The organism is Streptomyces sp. cg36, assembly GCF_041080675.1.
Classification (GTDB): Bacteria; Actinomycetota; Actinomycetes; order Streptomycetales; family Streptomycetaceae; genus Streptomyces.
In genome coordinates, this window is record NZ_CP163520.1 from 1,076,815 (window position 1) to 1,096,709 (window position 19,895).

18 protein-coding genes are annotated in these 19,895 nt (G+C 73.2%); 7 read left to right on the top strand and 11 right to left on the bottom strand.

The window, feature by feature from the left end; all coding sequences use genetic code 11:
* The first annotated feature begins 3 nt into the window (after positions 1–3).
* The 5 genes from AB5J87_RS04765 to AB5J87_RS04785 all read left to right on the top strand — a co-directional run bounded on the left by AB5J87_RS04765 (position 4) and on the right by AB5J87_RS04785 (position 5,297).
* The gene (locus AB5J87_RS04765; protein WP_369374257.1) at positions 4–495 is read left to right on the top strand and encodes a DoxX family membrane protein; all 492 of its coding nucleotides are present in this window, start codon (positions 4–6) and stop codon (positions 493–495) included.
* A 118-nt stretch (positions 496–613) separates the two neighbouring features.
* The gene (locus tag AB5J87_RS04770; RefSeq protein ID WP_369374259.1) at positions 614–1,444 is read left to right on the top strand and encodes an alpha/beta fold hydrolase; all 831 of its coding nucleotides are present in this window, start codon (positions 614–616) and stop codon (positions 1,442–1,444) included.
* 99 nt (positions 1,445–1,543) lie between these two features.
* Positions 1,544–2,506, top strand: a complete 963-nt coding sequence (locus AB5J87_RS04775) for an alpha/beta hydrolase (RefSeq protein ID WP_369374261.1) — start codon at positions 1,544–1,546, stop codon at positions 2,504–2,506.
* 86 nt (positions 2,507–2,592) lie between these two features.
* The gene (locus tag AB5J87_RS04780) at positions 2,593–4,470 is read left to right on the top strand and encodes an amidohydrolase (protein WP_369383354.1); all 1,878 of its coding nucleotides are present in this window, start codon (positions 2,593–2,595) and stop codon (positions 4,468–4,470) included.
* Positions 4,471–4,655: 185 nt separating this feature from the next.
* Complete coding sequence (locus tag AB5J87_RS04785; protein WP_369383355.1) at positions 4,656–5,297, top strand: acetate uptake transporter family protein; 642 nt, start codon at positions 4,656–4,658, stop codon at positions 5,295–5,297.
* A gap of 22 nt (positions 5,298–5,319) precedes the next feature.
* On the opposite strand, the gene AB5J87_RS04790 is transcribed toward AB5J87_RS04785, so the two are convergent.
* From AB5J87_RS04790 to AB5J87_RS04840, 11 genes are all read right to left on the bottom strand, one after another.
* Positions 5,320–6,279 (bottom strand): helix-turn-helix domain-containing protein, encoded by a 960-nt coding sequence (locus AB5J87_RS04790; RefSeq protein WP_369374263.1) that lies wholly within the window; start codon positions 6,277–6,279, stop codon positions 5,320–5,322.
* Positions 6,280–6,468: 189 nt separating this feature from the next.
* Positions 6,469–7,569: an agmatine/peptidylarginine deiminase gene (locus AB5J87_RS04795; protein WP_369374265.1), complete on the bottom strand. Its 1,101-nt coding sequence runs from the start codon at positions 7,567–7,569 to the stop codon at positions 6,469–6,471.
* A gap of 12 nt (positions 7,570–7,581) precedes the next feature.
* Positions 7,582–8,433 (bottom strand): ABC transporter ATP-binding protein, encoded by an 852-nt coding sequence (locus AB5J87_RS04800; protein WP_369374267.1) that lies wholly within the window; start codon positions 8,431–8,433, stop codon positions 7,582–7,584.
* A complete protein-coding gene (locus tag AB5J87_RS04805; RefSeq protein ID WP_369374269.1) occupies positions 8,426–9,457 on the bottom strand; it encodes an ABC transporter ATP-binding protein in 1,032 nt (343 codons plus the stop codon). The genes AB5J87_RS04800 and AB5J87_RS04805 overlap by 8 nt, the downstream gene beginning before the upstream one ends.
* Positions 9,454–10,338 (bottom strand): ABC transporter permease, encoded by an 885-nt coding sequence (locus tag AB5J87_RS04810; RefSeq protein ID WP_369374271.1) that lies wholly within the window; start codon positions 10,336–10,338, stop codon positions 9,454–9,456. The genes AB5J87_RS04805 and AB5J87_RS04810 overlap by 4 nt, the downstream gene beginning before the upstream one ends.
* Entirely contained in the window at positions 10,335–11,303 is a 969-nt protein-coding gene (locus tag AB5J87_RS04815; protein WP_369374273.1) for an ABC transporter permease, read from the bottom strand. Before AB5J87_RS04815 ends, AB5J87_RS04810 begins: the two co-directional genes overlap by 4 nt.
* Complete coding sequence (locus tag AB5J87_RS04820) at positions 11,300–12,979, bottom strand: ABC transporter substrate-binding protein (RefSeq protein ID WP_369374275.1); 1,680 nt, start codon at positions 12,977–12,979, stop codon at positions 11,300–11,302. The genes AB5J87_RS04815 and AB5J87_RS04820 overlap by 4 nt, the downstream gene beginning before the upstream one ends.
* A gap of 94 nt (positions 12,980–13,073) precedes the next feature.
* Entirely contained in the window at positions 13,074–14,096 is a 1,023-nt protein-coding gene (locus AB5J87_RS04825) for an agmatine/peptidylarginine deiminase (protein WP_369374277.1), read from the bottom strand.
* 212 nt (positions 14,097–14,308) lie between these two features.
* On the bottom strand, positions 14,309–16,045 hold the full coding sequence (locus AB5J87_RS04830; RefSeq protein WP_369374279.1) for an urease subunit alpha: 1,737 nt from the start codon (positions 16,043–16,045) through the stop codon (positions 14,309–14,311).
* Positions 16,042–16,779, bottom strand: coding sequence for an urease subunit gamma (gene ureA / locus AB5J87_RS04835; RefSeq protein ID WP_369374281.1), 738 nt, complete (start codon positions 16,777–16,779; stop codon positions 16,042–16,044). Before ureA ends, AB5J87_RS04830 begins: the two co-directional genes overlap by 4 nt.
* A gap of 269 nt (positions 16,780–17,048) precedes the next feature.
* Positions 17,049–17,630: a TetR/AcrR family transcriptional regulator gene (locus AB5J87_RS04840; protein ID WP_369374283.1), complete on the bottom strand. Its 582-nt coding sequence runs from the start codon at positions 17,628–17,630 to the stop codon at positions 17,049–17,051.
* A gap of 199 nt (positions 17,631–17,829) precedes the next feature.
* On the opposite strand from AB5J87_RS04840, the gene AB5J87_RS04845 reads away from it, so the two are divergent.
* Both AB5J87_RS04845 and AB5J87_RS04850 read left to right on the top strand, forming a co-directional pair.
* Positions 17,830–18,456, top strand: a complete 627-nt coding sequence (locus AB5J87_RS04845; protein ID WP_369374285.1) for a TetR/AcrR family transcriptional regulator — start codon at positions 17,830–17,832, stop codon at positions 18,454–18,456.
* Positions 18,457–18,721: 265 nt separating this feature from the next.
* Entirely contained in the window at positions 18,722–19,894 is a 1,173-nt protein-coding gene (locus tag AB5J87_RS04850) for an agmatine deiminase family protein (RefSeq protein WP_369374287.1), read from the top strand.
* Position 19,895 lies beyond the last annotated feature (1 nt).

Genomic DNA, 19,895 nt, shown 5'->3' on the forward strand with positions numbered 1-19,895 from the left:
TCCGTGGACCTCGGCCTCCTCGTCCTGCGGCTGCTGGTGGGCCTGCTCATCGGCAGTCACGGCGTACAGAAGATCAGCCGCCACCTCGGCGGCTCGGGACTCGACGGCGGCACCCGCGAGTTCCGCGCGGACGGCTTCCGCGGCGGCGCGCTCACCGCGCTCGCGGCGGGCGGCGGCCAGATCGGCTCCGGCCTGCTGCTGGCCGCCGGACTGCTGACGCCGCTCGCCGCGACCGGGGCCATCGGCGTCATGACCGTCGCCCTCACCGTGAAGTGGCACAACGGCCTGTGGGTGCAGAACGACGGCTATGAGTACCCGTTCGTCCTGATCGGCACCGCCGCCGCGCTCGCGGCCACCGGGCCCGGGGCCTGGTCCCTGGACCGGGCGCTCGGCCTCACCCCGTACCCGCTGTGGTGGACGGCCCTCGTGCTCGCCGCCGGAGTCGGCAGCGGCCTCCTCACCCGGCTCGTCCTGCACCGCGCCCCGGCCGTCTGACGCCGGGTGCGCACCGGGTCCGGCCGCCCGCGCACGTCCCCCGGTGCCGCGCGGCCGGACCCACCGTCAACGCCCTTTCCCCGCAAACCGTTTCTCCACAGAAAACAGGAACCCGCACATGCCGTACATCAAGGCCGCCGAAGGCAACTCCGCCCCCGTAGAGCTCTACTACGAGGACCACGGCACCGGGCAGCCCGTCGTGCTGATCCACGGCTGGCCGCTGAACGGGGCCTCGTGGGAGCGGCAGACCGCCGCGCTCCTGGACGCCGGGTACCGGGTCATCACCTACGACCGGCGCGGCTTCGGGCGTTCCGACCAGCCCGCCGACGGCTACGACTACGACACCTTCGCCGCCGACCTCGACCGGGTGCTCACCACCCTCGACCTGCGCGACGCCGTCCTCGCCGGGTTCTCCATGGGCACCGGCGAAGTGACCCGGTACCTGGGCACCTACGGCTCCGGCCGGGTCGCCAAGGCCGTCCTCATCGGCGTCGTCCCGCCGTTCCTGCTGAAGACCGACGACAACCCCGCCGGGGTCGACGGCTCGGTGTTCCGGGGCATCGAGGAGGCGATCCGCGCGGACCGCTTCGCGTTCCTGACCGACTTCCTCGCCGACTTCTACAACACCGACGTGCTGGGCGGCGAGCGGATCAGCGAGCAGGCCGTCCGGGCCAGTTGGAACGTCGCCGCCGGAGCCTCCGCCAAGGGCACCCTCGACTGCGTCCGGGCGTGGCTGACCGACTTCCGCGCGGACCTGCCGGCCATCGACGTCCCCACGCTGATCATCCACGGCGACGCCGACCGCACCCTGCCCATCGACTCCACCGCCGTACCGCTGGCGCGCGCCATCGCCGGTGCCGAGCTGAAGGTGATCCCCGGCGGGCCGCACGGCCTGCTGTGGACACACGCCGCCGAGGTCAACTCGGCGCTGCTCGCCTTCCTCGGCTGACCGCGCCCGACCGGTCCTCCGTGCCGGTGGCCGCCCCCAACGGGGCGCGGCCACCGGCGCGGCTCCCCCGCAACCACCCCTCACTTCCGGAGCACCACCATGTCGAACCAGCCGGTCCTGGAGCCCGCCGCCCGGGCCTTCGCCGAGGCCACCGCCGAGCCGCCGTTCCTGTACGAACTCCCCGTCGCCGAGGGCCGCGCGGCCGTGGACGACGTCCAGAACCCCGAGCACGCCGAAGGCGTCGTGCTGCCGCCCGTCGACGAGGAGTGGCTGAGCCTCCCCGGCGGCCCCACCGGCGAGGTCCGCACCCGCGTCGTGCGCCCGCGCGGGGCGAGCGGCCCCCTCCCCGTCGTCCTCTACGTCCACGGCGCGGGCTGGGTCTTCGGCAACGCCCGCACCCACGACCGGCTGGTGCGCGACCTCGCCGTCGGCACCGGGGCGGCCGTGGTCTTCCCCGAGTACGACCTCTCCCCCGAGGCCCGCTACCCGGTGGCCGTCGAGCAGGCGTACGCGGTGGCGCGCTGGGTCGGCGAACACGGCGGCCACCACGGCCTCGACGGCGGTCGGCTCGCCGTCGCCGGGGACTCGGTCGGCGGCAACATGAGCGCCGCCCTCACCCTCATGGCCAAGGAGCGCGGCGACGTGCGCTTCGTCCAGCAGGTCCTCTTCTACCCGGTGACCGACGCCTCCTTCGACACCGACTCCTACCGGCAGTTCGCCGAGGGCTACTTCCTGCGCCGCGAGGCGATGCGCTGGTTCTGGGACCAGTACACGACCGACGCGGCCGAGCGGGACCTGATCACCGTCTCCCCGCTGCGCGCCACCACCGAGCAGCTCACCGGGCTGCCCCCGGCCCTGGTCGTCACCGCCGAGGCCGATGTGCTGCGCGACGAGGGCGAGGCGTACGCGGCCCGGCTGCGCGCCGCCGGGGTGCCGGTGACCGCCGTGCGCGCGCTCGGCACCATCCACGACTTCGTGATGCTGAACGCGCTGCGCGAGACGCGGGCCGCGCGGTTCGCGATCGGCCTCGCGGTCGCCACCCTGCGGGAGGCCCTGGCATGAGCGGGGCGACGCGTACGAACGGGCCCGGTCCCGCGGGTGGTTCCCCGTACACCAGCGGGTCCGGGCGGGCGAGCGGCACGACGAGCATGCCCGTCGCCGGGGTGCGTCCCGCCGACGGGTCCGGCGAGGGCACGGCCGACCTCCTGGTGCGCAACGCGAAGGTGTTCACCGGGGATCCCCGGCGGCCCGGGGCCCGCGCGGTCGCCGTCCGCGACGGCCGGATCCTCGCGCTCGGCGACGACGACCACGAGCTGGCCGGGCTCGTCGGCCCCGCCACGAGGGTCGTCGACGCGCTGGGCCGCCGGGTGGTGCCCGGCCTCAACGACTCGCACCTCCACGTCATCCGGGGCGGTCTGAACTACGTGCTGGAGCTGCGCTGGGACGGTGTGCGCAGCCTGCGCCGGGCCCTGGCCATGCTGCGCGAGCAGGCCGGGCGCACCCCCAAGGGCCAGTGGATCCGGGTCGTCGGGGGCTGGACGCCCGAGCAGTTCGCGGAGCGCCGCATGCCGACGGTCGCGGAGCTGAACGCCGCCGCGCCCGACACCCCCGTCTTCGTCCTGCACCTGTACCAGTCGGCGCTGCTGAACCGGGCCGCCGTACGGGCCGCCGGATACACCCGCGACACCCCCGACCCGCGCGGCGGCCAGATCGTGCGCGGCCGGGACGGCGAGCCGACCGGGGTCCTGCTCGCGGCGCCCAGCGCCCTCGTCCTCTACTCGACGCTGGCCAAGGCCCCGGCCCTGGACGAGGCCGAACGGCGCACCTCCACCCGCCACTTCCTCAAGGAGCTCAACCGCTTCGGCCTCACCTCGGCGCTCGACGCGGCGGGCGGCTTCCAGAACTTCCCCGACAACTACGCCACCGTCACCGACCTGGCCCGCTCGGGCGAACTGTCGCTGCGCATCGCCTACTACCTGTTCCCGCAGACGGCCGGGCAGGAGCTCGCCGACCTGCGGCGCTGGACGCAGACCGTCCGGCCCGGCGACGGCGACGAGTGGCTGCGGCTGGCCGGTGCCGGGGAGAACCTGACCTGGGCCGCCGCCGACTTCGAGAACTTCGCCGAGCCGCGCCCCCAGCTCGAACCGGGCTACGAGGCGGAGTTCGAGCAGGCGGTGCGGCTGCTGGCGGAGAACGGCTGGGGCTTCCGGCTGCACGCCACCTACGACGAGACCATCCGCCGCGATCTGGCGGTCTTCGAGAAACTGGCGGTGCAGGGCCTGTTCCCGGCCGGGAACCGCTGGCTCTTCGACCACGCCGAGACCGTCTCCGACCACAGCCTGGACCGCATCGCCGCCCTCGGCGGCGCCGTCTCCGTGCAGAACCGGATGTCGTTCCAGGGCGGCGTCTTCGTCGACCGGTACGGCGCCGAGGCCGCGCGCCGCACCCCGCCGGTCCGGGCCATGCTGGAGCGCGGACTGACCGTCGCCGCCGGGACGGACGCCACCCGCGTCTCCTCGTACAACCCCTGGGTGGCGCTGCACTGGCTGGTGAGCGGTCGCACGGTCGGCGGCACTCCGCTCCACCCGGCCGCGAACCTGCTCGGCCGGGCGGAGGCCCTCGACCTGTACACGCGGGGCGGGGCGCGGCTGACCGGGGAGGACGAGGTCAAGGGCATGCTCCGCGAGGGGTTCTACGCCGATCTCGCCGTCCTGTCGCACGACTACTTCACCGTGCCGGAGGCCGTCATTCCCGACATCGAGTCGGTGCTCACGGTCGTCGGCGGACGCATCGTCCACGCCGAGGCCGAATACACGGGCCTCGACGAGACGCTCCCGCCGGTCAGCCCGGTGTGGAGTCCCGTCGCGCACTTCGGCGGGTACGCGGCGGCCGGGGCCCGGCAGGCCGACGCGATGGCGGAGGTGGTCGCCGAGTCGGAGCGGCACCGCCACTGGCGGGCGGCACGCGACGGCACCGCCGCCGGTCCGTTTCCGGCGGACCCGGTCGACCCGTGCTTCGCGCATTGAACGAGGAGTCCCAGCAGCAGATGAGCACCTACCCCACCGAGCCGGTCCCCGGCGCGGGCTCGACGGCCCCCACCGGGCCCACGCAGGCCGCCGAGCCCGCCGGCCCGACCACCTCCGGCACCCCCTCCGACGCGTCCGACGCCTCCGACGCGGTCGGGCGCCACTTCGAGCCGGATCTGCGGGCGATGACGCGGATCACCCTGCGTCCCGTCGCCTCGCCGATGCCGCTCGGCTTCTTCACCGTGGCGATCGGGTCCATGCTGACGGCCTGTCAGCAGCTCGGTGTCTTCGACCCTTCGGCACGCCGGGCCGTCGCCCTGTGCGTGCTGCCCGCCTTCGTCCTCCAGTTCCTCGTCGGCATCATCGCCTTCGGCGCCCGGGACGTCATCGCCGCGACCCTGATGGGCACGTTCGCGGGCAGCTGGCTGGCGTACGCGCTGGTGACGGGCACCGGTGCGGCCGGGGGGCACGAGGTGCTCGGGGTGTTCAACCTGGCCTTCCTCTGCTTCGGCGCCCTGATGGTCGCGGTGACCGGGCCCAAACGCGCGCTGTGGCTCGTGCTGGTCGTCTCGCTGCCCCGCTGGGCGGCGACCGGCCTGGCCGGGCTGACCGGGGCGGAGTGGCTCACCCGCACGGCCGGGGCCTTCGGGATCGTGGTGGCGCTGGTCGCCACGTACACGGCGTTCGCGCTCCTCCTGGAGGACATGCGCGGCGAGGAGGTGCTGCCGGTCGGCCGCAGCGGTCCGGCGCACCACGCGGTCGAGGGCGGCCTGGCCGTGCAGCTGCGGAACCTGGAGCGGCAGGCGGGCGTGCGCCGCACCCTGTGAGCGGCGGGGACGGCGGCTCCGGTCAGCCCTCGGCCCGGGCCGCCGACTGCCACTCCCGTGGCGACATCCCGTACGCCGTCCGAAAGGCCCGGCTGAAGTGGGAGGGGCTCACGAAACCCCAGCGCTGGGCCACCGCCGACACCACCGGCGCCGGGCCGCGCCGCCGCGACAGCTCCGCGCGGCAGCGCTCCAGCCGTTCGCGGTGGATCCACCGGCCCACGGTGGTTCCGTCGGAGCGGAAGAGTTGGTGGAGGTGGCGGACCGAGACGTGGTGTGCGGCGGCGATCCGCTCCGGGGTGAGCCCGGAGTCGCCGAGGTTGCTCAGGACGTACTCCTTGACGCGGGCCAGCATCCCCCGCGCCGCCTCCGGTGCCCGCGGGTCGAGGCGGCCCCGCCGCTCGTGGATCAGCACCGACAGCAGGTCGGCGGCGGTCAGGGCGAGCTGGTGGCCGGTGTACGCGTCGAATCCGGCGGCCTGCTGGGCGAGCCTGTGCAGATATCCGGCGACCAGCCCGGCGGTGCCGGAGTGCGCGTGGAACAGCGTTCCGGTGACCGCGCGCAGCTCGCCGTCCCCGACGCCGAGGCCCTGCTTGGGCATCCGGAACGCCGTGAAGCGGAAGTCGTCGGGCTGTTCCCGGCGGTAGGGCCGGGCCGCGTCCGAGCAGGTGAAGGTGCCGGGTGCCACCAGGACCTGGCGCCCGTCCTGGGTGAGCCGGGCGGTGCCGCGGTGCTGCAGGGTGACCGTCAGATACTCCTCGCCGCCCTGCGAGATCCGGCGGGCGCTGCGCGACACGGCCTGGGGGCCCGCCTCGACGACGGAGATCTGGAGCGGGCCGAGCCGTTCGCTGGAGATCGTCCCGGCCGAGGGCTCCGGTTCGTGGAGTTCGACGTCGAGCGGGATGAAGGTGCCGGACACCAGGTCGTGCCAGTAGTCGGCCCGTTGGGACGGGGCCAGGGTCGCGGTGGAGAGGACGACGGCCATGGGTGACTCCGAGTGCGGTGCGGTGCGTGCGTTCCGCTCCCACTCTCCGGCGGGGCGGCGCCGCGGCCATCCGTCACATGACCGGTGTGATGACCATGCCGTACGTCGCCCCCGGTGTCCGGCCGCGCCGTCCGGGAGCATGTCCGGGTGCCCGGCCGGGGTGTTCCCCCGGCCGGGCACCCGGCGGCCTCACACCACCGGCTGCTGCTGGGTGACGCAGTGGATGCCGCCGCCTCCGGTGCCCAGGCGGTCGATGTCGAGCTGTTCGATCCTGCGGTCGGGGTAGAGGCGGGCCAGGGTGGCGCGGGCCGCCGCGTCCGCCCGGGTGTCGCCGAACTGGCCGCTGATCACGGCCCCGTTGCAGAGGTAGTAGTTGGCGTACGAGGCGAGGAAGTCCCGGTTGGTGGAGCGGATCTTGTCGTAGTCCGGGCCCTGGAGGCTCATCGTGTCGATCGGGCCGCCCGTCGAGGTCGTCGCGGCGGACAGGGTCGCGTACTGCTGGCGGGCGTCGCGCGCGTACACGTCGGTGTCCGTGGACAGCGGCATCTGCACCAGCGCCTCGCCGGGGGACAGGAAGCGGGACGTGGCGTCGACGTGGTCGTCGGTGATGTCCTGGCCGCGCACCCCGTCGAACCAGATCACCTTGGACGCGCCGTACGCGTCGCACAGGGCCGCCGCGATCCGGCTCTCCGACAGCCCGGGGTTGCGGTTGCGGTTCACCAGACTGCTGCGGGTGGCCATCAGCGTGCCGGAGCCGTCCTGTTCGACGGCGCCGCCCTCGCCGACCAGGGCGGCGCGGGTGAAGGCGACCCCGGTCCAGGCGGCTATCCGCTCGGCGACCAGGGCGTCCTTGGCGTGCGTCTGCTTGTTGCCCCAGCCGTTGAAGCTGAGCCCGACCGCGTCCAGGCCCCCGGCCCCGTCGGTGCGGAAGACGGGCCCGGTGTCGCGCATCCAGCAGTCGTCGACGGGGATCGAGGAGAGCACGGTGACGGTGGAGCCGCACATCGAGCGGGCCTTGGCGGCGCTGCCGGAGTTGGCGCACACCACCACCGGCTCGTACTTCGCGACGGTGCGGGCGATCAGGGCGATGTCGGCCTGGACGCCGCTCAGCGCGCCGCCCCAGATGGAGGTGCTGTCGGGCCAGGCCATCCAGGTGCGGGTGTGGCGGCCGTCCTCGGCCGGGACCCGGAAGGGGCCCGCGGCGGCCCGGGCGGTCCCGGACGTCGTGGTGGCGAGCGCGGCGCCGGCGGCGGTCAGCCCGGCCGCCGCGAGAAAGCCTCGTCGGTTCATGCCTGGGATCATTCATGCCTCCTGGGGTGTGGGGGTGGACTGCGGGCGGGACAGCTCCTGACGGGCGGCGGCGATCCGCTCCGGGTTCCAGCCGGGGCGCGGCACCGAGTCCATGAGCAGCCGGGTGTACGGGTGTCGCGGCGCCGCCAGTACCCGCGCGGTGGCGCCGGACTCGACGACGCGGCCCCGGTGCATGACGAGCAGCTCGTCGGTGACGCACCGGACCACGCCGAGGTCGTGGGTGATGAAGAGACAGCCGACCGTGGTCTCGGCGCGGATGTCGGCGAGCAGGTTGAGGATCTGGGCCTGTACGGACACGTCCAGGGCGGCGACCGCCTCGTCCAGGACGAGGACGGCCGGTTCCACGGCGAGCGCGCGGGCGATGGCGACGCGCTGGCGCTGGCCGCCGGAGAGCCGGCGGGGAGTCGCGTCGGCGGCGCGGGCGCCGAGGCCGACCTGGTCGAGGAGTTCGCGGACGCGGGGCGCGGGGTCCCGGTCGGGGAAGTGCAGGCGCAGGGTCTCGCGCAGGACGCGTTCGACGCTGGTGCGCGGGTCGAGGGAGAGGTAGGGGTCCTGGAAGACCATCTGCACCTCGCGGGCCCGGGCCAGCCGCTCGGCCCGCCCGCGCGCCCGCGCGGGCCGGACCCGGCCCCGCAGCCGTACCTCCCCGGCGTCGGCGCGTTCCAGGCCCACGACGATGCGGGCGGTGGTCGTCTTGCCGGAGCCGGATCCTCCGACGATGCCCAGCGAGCCGCCCTCGGGCAGGGTGAACGAGACGTCGTCCACCGCTCGGAGCGCGCCGAAGCTGCGGCTCAGACCGGCCGCCCGCAGCAGCGGTTCGGGGGACGGAGGGGATTCAGGCATCGAGGGCCGCTCCTTCGTGCGCGAGCCGTTCGCTGTGGTGGCAGGCGGCGTGGTGGTCGGACCGGCCCGGGGCCGGGCGCGCCCGCGGGGCCGTCTCCCGGCAGAGGTCGCTCGCCAGGGCGCAGCGGGCCGCGAAGGCGCAGCCCGCCAGGGCGGTGCGCGGGTCCGGGGGCTGTCCGGGGATGGCGGCGAGCCGTCCGCCCGGCGTGGTGGGCCGGGGCGTGCAGGCGAGCAGGGCGGCCGTGTACGGGTGCCGGGGGCGCTCGAACAGCACGTCGGCGGGGCCGGTTTCGGCGATCCGCCCGGCGTACATGACGTAGACGCGGTCGCTGATCGCCGCCGCGAGTTCGAGGTCGTGCGTGACGAACAGCAGGCCCGTGCGGAAGGTGGCGCGCAGCCGGGTGAGGAGGGCGATCACCTCGGCCTGGGTGGTGACGTCGAGCGCGGTGGTCGGTTCGTCGGCGAGGAGGAGGGCGGGGTCGCCCATCAGCGCCGCCGCGATCACCACGCGCTGGAGCATGCCGCCCGACAGCTGGTGGGGGAACTTGCGCAGGACGCCCGCGTCCAGGCCGACCGCCGTCAGCAGTTCGAGGGCGCGCGCCCCGGCGGCCTTCTCGTCCATCCGCCCGCCGGCCCGTACCCCCTCGGTGAGGAAGTCACCGATGCGGCGCAGGGGGTTGAGGGTGGCCCGGGGGTCCTGGAAGACCATGGCGAGGGTGCCGGTCCGCAGGGCGCGCAGCCGGTCGGGCGGGGCGCCCAGGACGTCCTCGCCCTCGACGAGTACGGCGCCTTCCGCGCGGGCACCGGGCGGGAGGAGCCCGAGCGCGCCGCGCGAGGTGAGGGACTTGCCCGAGCCCGACTCCCCCACGAGGGCGACGGTCTCGCCCGGCCCCACGGTGAGGTCGACGCCGTCGAGGACCGGCCGGGCGGCGCCGGGAAGGGTGAGCCGCAGCCCCCGTACGTCGAGCGTGGGCACCGGCGCGGAGGCGGGCGGTGGGGTGGCGGATGCGGTGGGCGGGGTCATCGGGCCCTCCTGGCGACGCGGTCGGCCCAGCGCTCGCCGACCACGTTGAAGGCGACGACGGTGAGGACGACGAGGACGCACGGCCAGATCGCGGAGAGCGGGTAGCCGTGCTGGATGGCGGTCTGGCCGTCGAAGACCATCCGTCCCCAGTCGGGGGTCAGCGGCGGTACGCCGAGCCCGAGGAAGGACAGCCCGGCCAGGTCCATCAGCGCGTAGCCGAAGTTGATGGTGGACTGGGCGAGGACGACGGGTGCGACGTTGGGCAGGACGTGGCGCAGACAGATCCACACGGCCGAGTGCCCCTGGACGGCGTACGCGCTGACGTACGGGCGGGCGCGCTCGGCGAGGACCAGCGAGCGGGTGAGCCGGCTGACGTACGGCAGATAGGCCAGGCCCAGCGCCATGACGGGGGCGAGCAGCCCTTCCCCGTAGACCGAGATCACCAGGATCGCGAGCAGCATGCCCGGGAAGGCGAAGACCAGTTCGGTGGAGCGGGACAGGACGGAGTCCAGCCAGCCGCCGCGCCAGGCGGCGACGGTGCCGACGGCGACGCCCGCGAGGGTGGAGAACACGACCACCCCGAGCGGCCCGAGCAGCGAGGTGCGCGCCCCGAGCAGCAGCCGGGAGAGCGTGTCGCGGCCCGAGGCGTCGACGCCGAGGGGGTGGTCGCCGGAGGGTCCGGCGAGCGCGGAGCCGAGGTCGACGGTGTTGGGGTCGTGCGGAGCCAGCCAGGGCGCGCACAGGGCCGCGAGGACCACGAGGGCGACGAAGCCGAGGCAGCCGAGGTGGAGGGGGGAACTCCGCGCAGCGGACCGGAGTCTGGTGAGGCCGGGGCGGCGGACGAGGGCGGTGGCGGACGCGGTACCGGTCGCGGTGGTCACAGGGCGGCCCCCCGCGTCCCGAGGGTGATCCGCGGGTCGACGAGCGGCAGCGCCAGGTCGACCAGCAGGTTCACGGCCATGAAGAGGCCCACGACGATCAGGGAGACGGCTTGCACGGTCGGGAAGTCCTTGGTGGTGGTGGCCAGTTCGAGGAGCTGCCCGATGCCGCCGACGCTGAAGGCCGTCTCCACCAGGATCGTGCAGACCAGCAGGGTGGAGACGATGAGTCCGCCGGTGGTGAGGACGGTCCCGAGCGCGTTGCGCAGTACATGGCGGCGGATCACCAGCCGCTCGGGCACGCCCCGGGCGCGCGCCACCGTGACGTGTTCGCTGTCGAGGGCTTCGAGCATGGCGGTACGGGTGACCCGGGCGAGCATGCCGATCAGATAGAGCGCGAGGGCGACCGAGGGCAGCGCCAGGTGCCACACCTGGTCGAGGAACCCGTCGCCCGCGCCGCTGCTGGGGAACCAGCCGAGGCGTACGGAGAACAGGCCCTGGAGCAGTACGGCGGCGACGAAGGACGGGGTGCCGACGGCGAGGGTGGTGGCAAGCAGCACGGCGGTGTCGGTGGCGCCGCCGCGCACGGCGGCGATCCGGCCGAGCACGAGGCCGACGGCGACGACCATGACCAGCGCCATCACGGTGAGCAGCAGGGTGGTGGGCAGCCGGTCGGCGAGCAGCCGGGAGACCTCGGTGCGATAGGTGAGGGAACGGCCGAAGTCGCCGCGGACCATGTCGCCGAGCCAGTGCAGATACCGCTCGGCGAACGGGTCTCGCAGGTGGTAGCGGGCGTTGACGGCGGCCAGCGCCTCGGGCGAGGCCGAGCGCCCGGAGAGCAGGAAGCTCGCGGGGCTGCCGGGGGCCAGATACATCGCGCCGAAGACGACGAACGAGGCGACGAGGAGGGTGAGCACCATCTCCGTGGTGCGCCGCGCGGCGAATCTCAGGAAGTCGAGGAGGTTCACGGGGCGGTCCCCGGACGCGCGGCGCCGATCCCGGCGGCCCACGGGTAGTACATGTACGAGATGGTGGTGGGCGCACCCGTGAGGCGCTTGTTCAGGAAGAGGGCGGTGGGCCACTCCGCGACCGGTATCCAGGGCAGTTGCTCGGCGGCGTACTTCTGGAGCCGGGCTTCGACACCGAGGCGCTGTTCCTTGTCGTACGTGGCGGTGGCCCGTTCCGTGAGCGCGTCGTACGCCTTGTCGCTGAACCCGGAGAAGTTGAGGTAGGCGCCGGTCTTGAAGTTCGTCAGGAAGTCGAGCGGGTCGGTGATGGAGTCGTAGTAGGTGAGGGGGAAGGCGTCGATGCCCTCGCGGGCCGCCGGGTCGGTGAACAGCGCGGTGAAGGCGTTGGGGGCAACGGACTTGAGGGTGACGCGCAGCCCGATCTCGGTGCCCGCGGCCTGGACCGCGGTGGCCAGCAGCGAGACGTCCTGGCCGATGGAGCTGGTGGCGACGGTCAGGGTCTTCCCGGTGGCACCGGCCTCCTTGACGAGCGCCTTCGCCCGCCCGATGTCCCGCCCGGTGGCGGGCAGTTGGCCGAAGGCCGCCTCGCGCACCCCGGGCGGGGCGCCCGCCCACACGGCGCGGGTGGTGAGGGAGCTGGTGGGGCGGCCCGCGCCGCCGAGCCCGGCGTGCACGAAGCCGGGCCGGTCCAGGGCGAGGGAGAGCGCGCGGCGCACCCGGACGTCGCCGAGCGGGCCCTTCATGTCGGTGATGCCGAGGTTGACGGTGCTCAGGCCCTCGCCGAAGTAGAGGGTGCCGGCTCCGCTGTGCCGCAGCCGTTCGTAGCTCTCGGTCGGGATGAGATAGCCCCCGTCGGCCTCGCCCCTGAGCAGGGCGTTGGTGCGGGCGGACGCGTCGGTGAGGAAGCGGAAGACGACCTTGCGGGCCTTGGCGCGGGTGCCCCAGTAGCCGTCGAAGCGCCGCAGTTCCAGCGACTGGCCCTTGCGCCAGGTGCCGAGGCTGAACGGGCCGGTGCAGGCGAGCCCGCCCGAGGTGCCGTAGTCGGGGCCCGCCGCGGTCACCCCGGCCCGGGAGGCGACGACGCCCGCGGCGGTCGCCATGTACTGGGGGAACTGCGAGTCCGGCCGTTTGAGCGTGACGGTCACCTGGAGGGGCCCGGTCTTGCGGACGGCGGAGACGTTCTCGAAGTTCTGCGCCCAGGCCGCGGCGTTCTTCGGGTCCCGCTGCCGGTCGAGGCTGAAGACGGCGTCGTCGGCGGTCATGGTCCGCCCGTCGTGGAAGCGCACTCCGGGCCGCAGGTCGTACACCCAGGTCAGGGGGTCGGGGTTGGTCGCCCTGCGGGCGAGTCCCGGTTCGAGCGTGAGCTGGGGCGTCCAGCGCATCAGGCTCTCGCACACGTTGGCGAGGATCGTGTTCTGCGGGTAGTCGAACGCCATCGTGTAGTCGAGCGTGGGCGGTTCGGCGTAGACGGCCCAGCTGAACGAGTCGACGTCCCCCTTGGCCCCGGCGGTCCCGGCCGAGAGCACGAACGAGGCGTCGGTGCCGTCGGCCGCCCCGCGCGGCGGCCCGGCGCAGGCCGCGAGCGCGACGACGCAGACGAGCGCGACGAGCGGGGCGAGGACCGCCCGTTTGGAGCGGCGTACGGGGAGGCGAGGTGGGGGCGGTGCGGTGCTCATCGTCGCGCTCTCTTTCGGTACGGGGGTGGGAGGGGGCGCCGGGCCCCTGGCGGCGGGGGCCCGTACGGTCACGGCCCCGGGCGGGCCGCCCGTGTCACGCCCGGGGGCGGGCCGCCGGGAACTGCTGGGTGATGCAGTGGACTCCCCCACCGCCGTACGCGATCCCCGGCGCGGGAACGCCCACGACCTCGCGGTCCGGGAAGACTCCGGCGAGGACGTCGAGTGCGGCGGCGTCCTGGGCCACACCGGCGACCGGGACGACGACACCCCCGTTGGCCACGTAGTAGTTCAGGTACGAGACCTCGACCTCACGCCCCGCGACCTCGGCGAACGCGGTCTGGGGCACGTCGACGATCTCCAGCGGCCTCCCCTTGGCGTCGGTCGACACCTCCAGGACGGCGCGGTTGGCGCGCATCCGGGCGTAGTCGGGGTGCGCGGGGTCGTCGGGCAGGGAGACCACCACCCTGGCGGGGGCGGCGAAGGCGCAGACCCCGTCGACGTGGCCGTCGGTCTCGGTGTCCAGCAGTCCGCCGTAGGGCAGCCAGATCACCTTCTCGACGCCGAGCCGTTCCCTCAGCTCGGCCTCGATCCGCTCCCTGCTCATGTCCGGGTTGCGGTTGGGGTGCAGCAGGCACTGCTCGGTGGTGATGAGGGTGCCTTCGCCGTCCACCGTGATGGCACCGCCTTCCAGGATCATCCCGGACGCGACGCGTTCGACGCCGAGGTGCTCCAGGAGCAGGGCGCTGACCCGGTCGTCGGAGTCATAGGGGTGGTGCTTGCGGCCCCAGGCGTTGAAGCGGAAGTCGACACCGGCGCGCCGGCCGTCGCCGTCGAGCACGAACAGCGGGGCGGAGTCGCGGAACCAGGAATCGTCGAGGGGAAGTTCGACGACGGTGACGTCCACGGCGTCACTCCCGAGGTGCGCGCGGACATCGTCGGCGTACCCGGGCGGCGCGACCATGGTGACGGGCTCGAACCGGGCGACGGCGCGCGCCACTTCGGCGTACTCCCGCTGCACGGCGGGGAGCACGTCGTCCCACAGATCCGTACGGGTCGGCCAGGCCATCAGGCAGCCCTCGTGCTCGTCCCACTCGGCGGGCATACGGAAACCGGTCATCATCAGGCTCTTTCGTTGGACGGAAGGGAAGACGTTCGACGTGCTGGGCACTCTTGACGAAATGTTCAGTCGGGAAGTCGCGATGTGGGGGTGCCGGTAGGTCGGGTGTCGGCATATCGGCATGCCTAGAAGTCCGCGCCGGTCCTCGCACTGCTCGGCTCGTGCGCGTGCCACCCAGAGGAGGCTCAGAGACAGCTCAGAGGAAGGACAACTCAGAGGAAGTAGAGGCGGTTGAGGGTGACGGTGTCGGCGGGTTCGGAGCGCAGGGGGTCGCCGTCGAGGGTGACCAGACCGGTGGCACCGTCCACGTCCACCGCCCCGGTCCGGGAGTTGAGCAGGAGGTCGGCGGGACCGATGCCACGGGTGCCGCGCACCGCGACCCGGCGCCGCCGGGTCGGCATCACATCCCCGCCCGCCTCCAGCGCGGCCCCGGCCACGAACGCCACCGACAGATCCGCGGCCGTCGCCCCGTGCGCCCCGAACAACGGCCCCAGCACCAACGGCTCACACGTATCGGTCGCCGCGTTCGGATCCCCCGTCACCCCCCACGCGGGAAAACCGGCCTTCAGGACCATCTGCGGCTTGGCACCGAAGAACGACGGCCGCCACAGCACCACATCCGCCAGCCTGCCCACCTCCAGCGAACCGACCTCGTGCGCCAGCCCGTGCGCGATCGCCGGATTCACCGTCAGCTTCGCGATATACCGCAGCACCCGCGCGTTGTCGTCACCCTCCCCGTCCCCCTCCAGCGGGCCCAGCTCCGCCTTCATCTTCGCCGCCATCGCGAACGTGCGCCGCACCGTCTCCCCGGCCCGCCCCATCCCCTGCGCGTCCGAGGAGGTGATCCCGATCGCCCCCACATCGTGCAGCACATCCTCCGCACCCATCGTGCCCGCCCGGATCCGGTCCCGCGCCATCGCCGCGTCCCCCGGCAGATCCGGCTTCAGCCCGTGCACCGACACGATCATCCCGTAATGCTCCGCCACCGCATCCCGCCCGAACGGCAGCGTCGGATTCGTCGACGAGCCGATCACGTTCGCCACCCCCGCCATCTTCAACACATTGGGCACATGACCACCCCCACACCCCTCGATGTGGAACGCGTGAACCGTCCGCCCCTCCAGCACCCGCAGCGTGTCCTCCACCGACAGACACTCATTCAGCCCGTCACTGTGCAACGCCACCTGCACATCGTGCTCCTCCGCCACCCGCAACGCCGTATCCAACGCCCGCGCATGCGCCCCCATGTCCTCATGCACCTTGAACCCACACGCACCCCCCTCCACCAACGCCTCCACCAACGGCGCCCCCACCGACGACGAACCCCGCCCCAAAAACCCCACATTCACCGGCCACGCATCAAACGCGTTGAACACATGACGCAACGCCCACGGAGAATTGACGCCCACACCCCAACTCGGCCCCGTTTCCTGGCCGATGAGCGTGGTGACCCCGCTCGAAAGGGACGCTTCCATGATCCGGGGGGAGAGCATGTGGACATGGGTGTCGACGGCCCCGGCGGTGGCGATCAACCCCTCTCCGGAGATCATCGTCGTGCCCGTGCCGACGACGATGTCCACCCCGTCGAGCGTGTCCGGGTTGCCCGCCCGCCCGATGGCGTGGATACGGCCCTCCCGGATCCCGATCGACACCTTCCGGATGCCCAGCACCGCGTCGATCACCACGACGTTGCTGATCACGAGGTCACACGTATCGCGGACCGCCGCCGCCTTGAGGTGCAGCCCGTCACGCGCCGTCTTCCCGAACCCCGCCAGGAACTCGTCCCCCGGAAGCTGGGAGTCGGACTCGACGCGCACGACGAGCCCGGAGTCGCCCAGCCGTACCCGGTCACCGGCGCGCGGGCCGTGCACCAAGGCGTATTCGTGCGGGTCGATGTGGCGGCTGTACCCGGGCGCGCAGTGGTCGCTGTGGCGAGTCGGCCTGCTCATACGGTTTCACCTTCCGGAACGACAGGAACGACAGGGACGGCAGGGACGACAGGAACGGCAGCGCCGAGGTAGCCGCAGGCCGCGGCCCTGCGCAACGCCTCTTCCCTGGCCCCCGGAGCATCCAGCGGACCATCCACCAACCCCGCGAAACCGATCGCCACCCGCGCACCACCGACCGGCACCAGACCCACCTCCGCCACACCCCCCGGATCGAACCGCACCGACGACCCCGCCGGCACACACAACCGCATCCCGTACGCCGCACCCCGGTCGAACTCCAACCGCGGATTCACCTCGAAGAAATGAAAGTGCGACGTCACACTCACCGGCACCGACGCCGTATTACGCACCACAAGCCGCACCACCGGCTCACGATCCGGCCCCTGCGGCCCCGGCAGCACCGCCCCCGGAGCGTCGGCATCGCGCTCCACCGCGCCGAACGGATCGGCGACGGCGGCGAGTCGACTGCCGTCGTCGAAGACGGCCTCGACCTGGATCTCGGTGACGACTCCGACGACACCGGGCAGCACGTCGTCCGGCCCCAGGACCGCGCGTGCCCGGTCGATCGCCTCGGCGAGGCGCAGGCCGTCGCGGGCCGCCTCGCAGACGGTGTCCGCGATCAGCGCCGTCGCCTCGGGCACATTGAGCCGCAACCCGCGCGCCCGGCGCGCCCGCGCCAGCTCAGCGGCGGTGAACAGCAGGAGCCGGTCCCGCTCGGTGGGGGTCAGTGGCATGTCGGCCTCGCGTACCTGACGTACATGAGTGCTTCCTTCCTCCCCCGCGGACAGGGCCGGGACGGGGAGAGAGCGAGGGGCCGGGTCCTGTGGGTTGGTCCGTGGCGGCTCGGCGTCGGGCGAGCGGGGCGACGGGGGCCCGGCGTGAGCACACTGTGGCACTGACTGAATTTTCAGTCAAGATCTGGCGCGCAATCACGCCTGTGGGCGCTCTCCCCCGCGTAGGGGAAAGCGCCCACAGGCGTACGGAGGGTGCCGCGCCGGTACGGCTAGGGCCGACGCAGGTGGGTCAGCTCCACCTCGATCGCGTCCGTCATCAGCGCGCGGGCGTGGCCGATGGCGAGGCCGCCGCTGAGCCAGCGCATGCTCAGCCCTTCGAGCAGGGCCGTGAGCCGCTCGGCCGACGCGGCGAGCGTGGCGGCGGGCGCGAGCGGGTGCACCTGCCCCAGCAGGGCGGCCACTTCCTGCACCCACACCAGCGTGGCCCGGGCCAGGTCCTCGCGCAGAACGGGGTCGAAGACGGCGCTCGCCCGCAACTCGCCCCAGGCGGTGCTGTTCTCCCGTACTTCCGGGGTGTCCTGGAGCTCCAGGAGGAGGACCTGGTCGAGTTCCTCGCGCGGGCCCAGCGGCTCCTCGTCGGGATCCTGGGCCGTGGTGTACCGCTCGGCGCGGTCGTTGATGAACTCCAGTGTCTGGCGCAGGACGCCGGTGCGGTCCTTGAAGTGGTAGTAGATCAGGCCGGTGGAGACACCGGCCTCCTCCGCCAGTTCCTCCACGCGAAGACCGCGGACCCCGCGCCGGGCGATGACCCGTGCGGCTGCTTCGAGGATCTGAGTACTGCGAGACGCCATGTCAGAACCCTATCCGGACCGCCGGGACCCGCGTGCCCGAGTCCCCCGGGGCACCTGCGCCCCACCAGCGTCGCCTGCCCCCTCCGCCCCCACGGGAGAGCGAAGTGCACCCCACCCGCCCTACCCATTGACTAAAGTTTCAGTCAACGACAACGGATATCGAAGGACGAGGTGGCACGACCGTGCGAAGGAGCACCGGGTGAGGGACCGGAAGACGGGGATCCTGGAGGCGGCGGCCCGGGTCATCGCCCGGCGCGGGGTCCGGGGCCTGCGGGTGGAGGAACTGGCGGCGGAGGCCGGGGTCTCCAAGGCCCTCGTCTACTACCACTTCGGGGACCGCGCCCGGCTGCTGCGGCACACCCTGCACTTCATCGGGGACCGGGCGGAGCGCGACGCCCGCCGCCCGGCGTCGGAGCCGGCCGGGCCGGAGGACCGGGTGCGCGAACTGGAGGACCGGCTGCTGCACCAGCTCCAGGACGTGCCCGAGGTGCGCGAGAAGCGCGTCGCCTGGGGCGAGCTGCGCAGCGGCGCGGTCTTCGAGCCCGAGCTGCGCGAGGGTCTTGAGCAGGCGAGCGGGGAGTGGACGCGGGAGGTCGCGGACCTGCTCGCGGACGCGGCGCCCGGCGCGCCCAGGGGCGCTCCGACCGCCGCCGCCGAGCGGCTCACCATCCTCCTGGAGGGGCTGAGCACCCGCTGGCTGATCGGCGGGCTGCCGGTCGGCCACGCCCGTGCGCTGCTGCGGGAGGCAATCCGCGCGGAGGTCGGCTCGCTGCGGATCCGGAACCCGGCCCGGGTCGCGGCATCGGGCACCCACCCCCTGCGCTGACCGGCCCGGACGGCACTCCGGGCCCGGTGCCCGCCCTCGGATGAGGAAGATCCAGAGTTGACTGAAAATTCAGTCAGTGCCAGAGTGAGGTTCCTGGCCATCCCCACGCGGGCCTCGGTGCGGTACTCGCGCGATCGCTCGGACAGCCGGTCGCCGCGCCGCCGCCCGTGTGAAGCCATGGCCCGCGCCGCCCGCCGTCCCGCGCGTCACCACGACCCGGCCGCGGCGGCCGGATAGCTTCAGCAGCTGACGATCGGAGCACCACGTGTCCCCCCACTTCCCCACCCGGCGCACCGCCCTGCGCACCTTCGCCGGCGTCGGCGGCGCGCTCGCCCTGGGCGCCACGGCCTGCAGCCCCGAGGACTCCGCCGAGGCCGGTGAGACCACCGGCCCCAAGGCGTCGAAGGCGTCCCCCGGCGCGGGCGGCGGCCGGCGCTTCGGCGCCGAGTGGGAGAGCCACACACGTACGTTCATGTCGTGGCCGGCCCTCCCCTCCGTCTGGGGGCAGGACCTGCCCTACGTGCGCGAGGACATCGCCCGCATCGCCCGTGCCGTCGGGGAGTACGAGGCCGTGGTGATGATGGCGCGCCCGGACCAGGTGTCGGCGGCGCAGCGGGCCTGCGGCTCGAAGGTCGAGGTCATCCCGCTCCCGGTCGACGACCTGTGGGCCCGGGACACCGTCCCCGTCTTCGTCGAGGACAAGGGCGGGCTCCTCGGCATCGACTTCAACTTCAACGGCTGGGGCAACAAGCAGGAGCACACCAACGACGCCCAGGTGGGCCGCAAGCTGCTGGCCAAGTACCGGATCGACCGCGAGCAGGCGCCGCTCGTCGCCGAGGGCGGCTCGTTCGAGACCGACGGGGAGGGGACCCTCCTGATCACCGAGAGCTCGATCGTCAACGACAACCGCAACCGCGGCAAGAGCCGGGACCAGATCGAGGCCGAGCTCATCCGGACCCTCGGTGTGCGGAAGGTGGTCTGGCTGGCGGGCGTCCGCGGCAAGGACATCACCGACGCGCACGTGGACAGCCTCGTGCGCTTCACCGCCCCCGGCGTCGTCCTCCTCGACCGGGCGCACCCGGACACTCCCCCGGACTCCTGGTCCCGCTCGGCCGACCAGGCCCGTTCGGTGCTGAGCAGGACGACCGACGCCCGGGGCCGCCGGTTCGAGATCATCGACCTGCCCCAGCCCGACCTCGACAAGATCACCGGCAAGGGCGACGACTTCGTGTCCACCTACGCCAACTTCTACATCGCCAACGACTCCGTCTTCCTGCCGAAGTTCGGCGACAAGCAGGCGGACGCGCGGGCCAAGTCGATCCTCCAGGAGCACTTCCCCAAGCGGGACGTCGTGCAGGTGCAGATCGACGCCATCGCCTCCGGTGGCGGTGGGATCCACTGCTCCACCCACGACCAGCCCGGCAAGCCGGCCGCCTGAG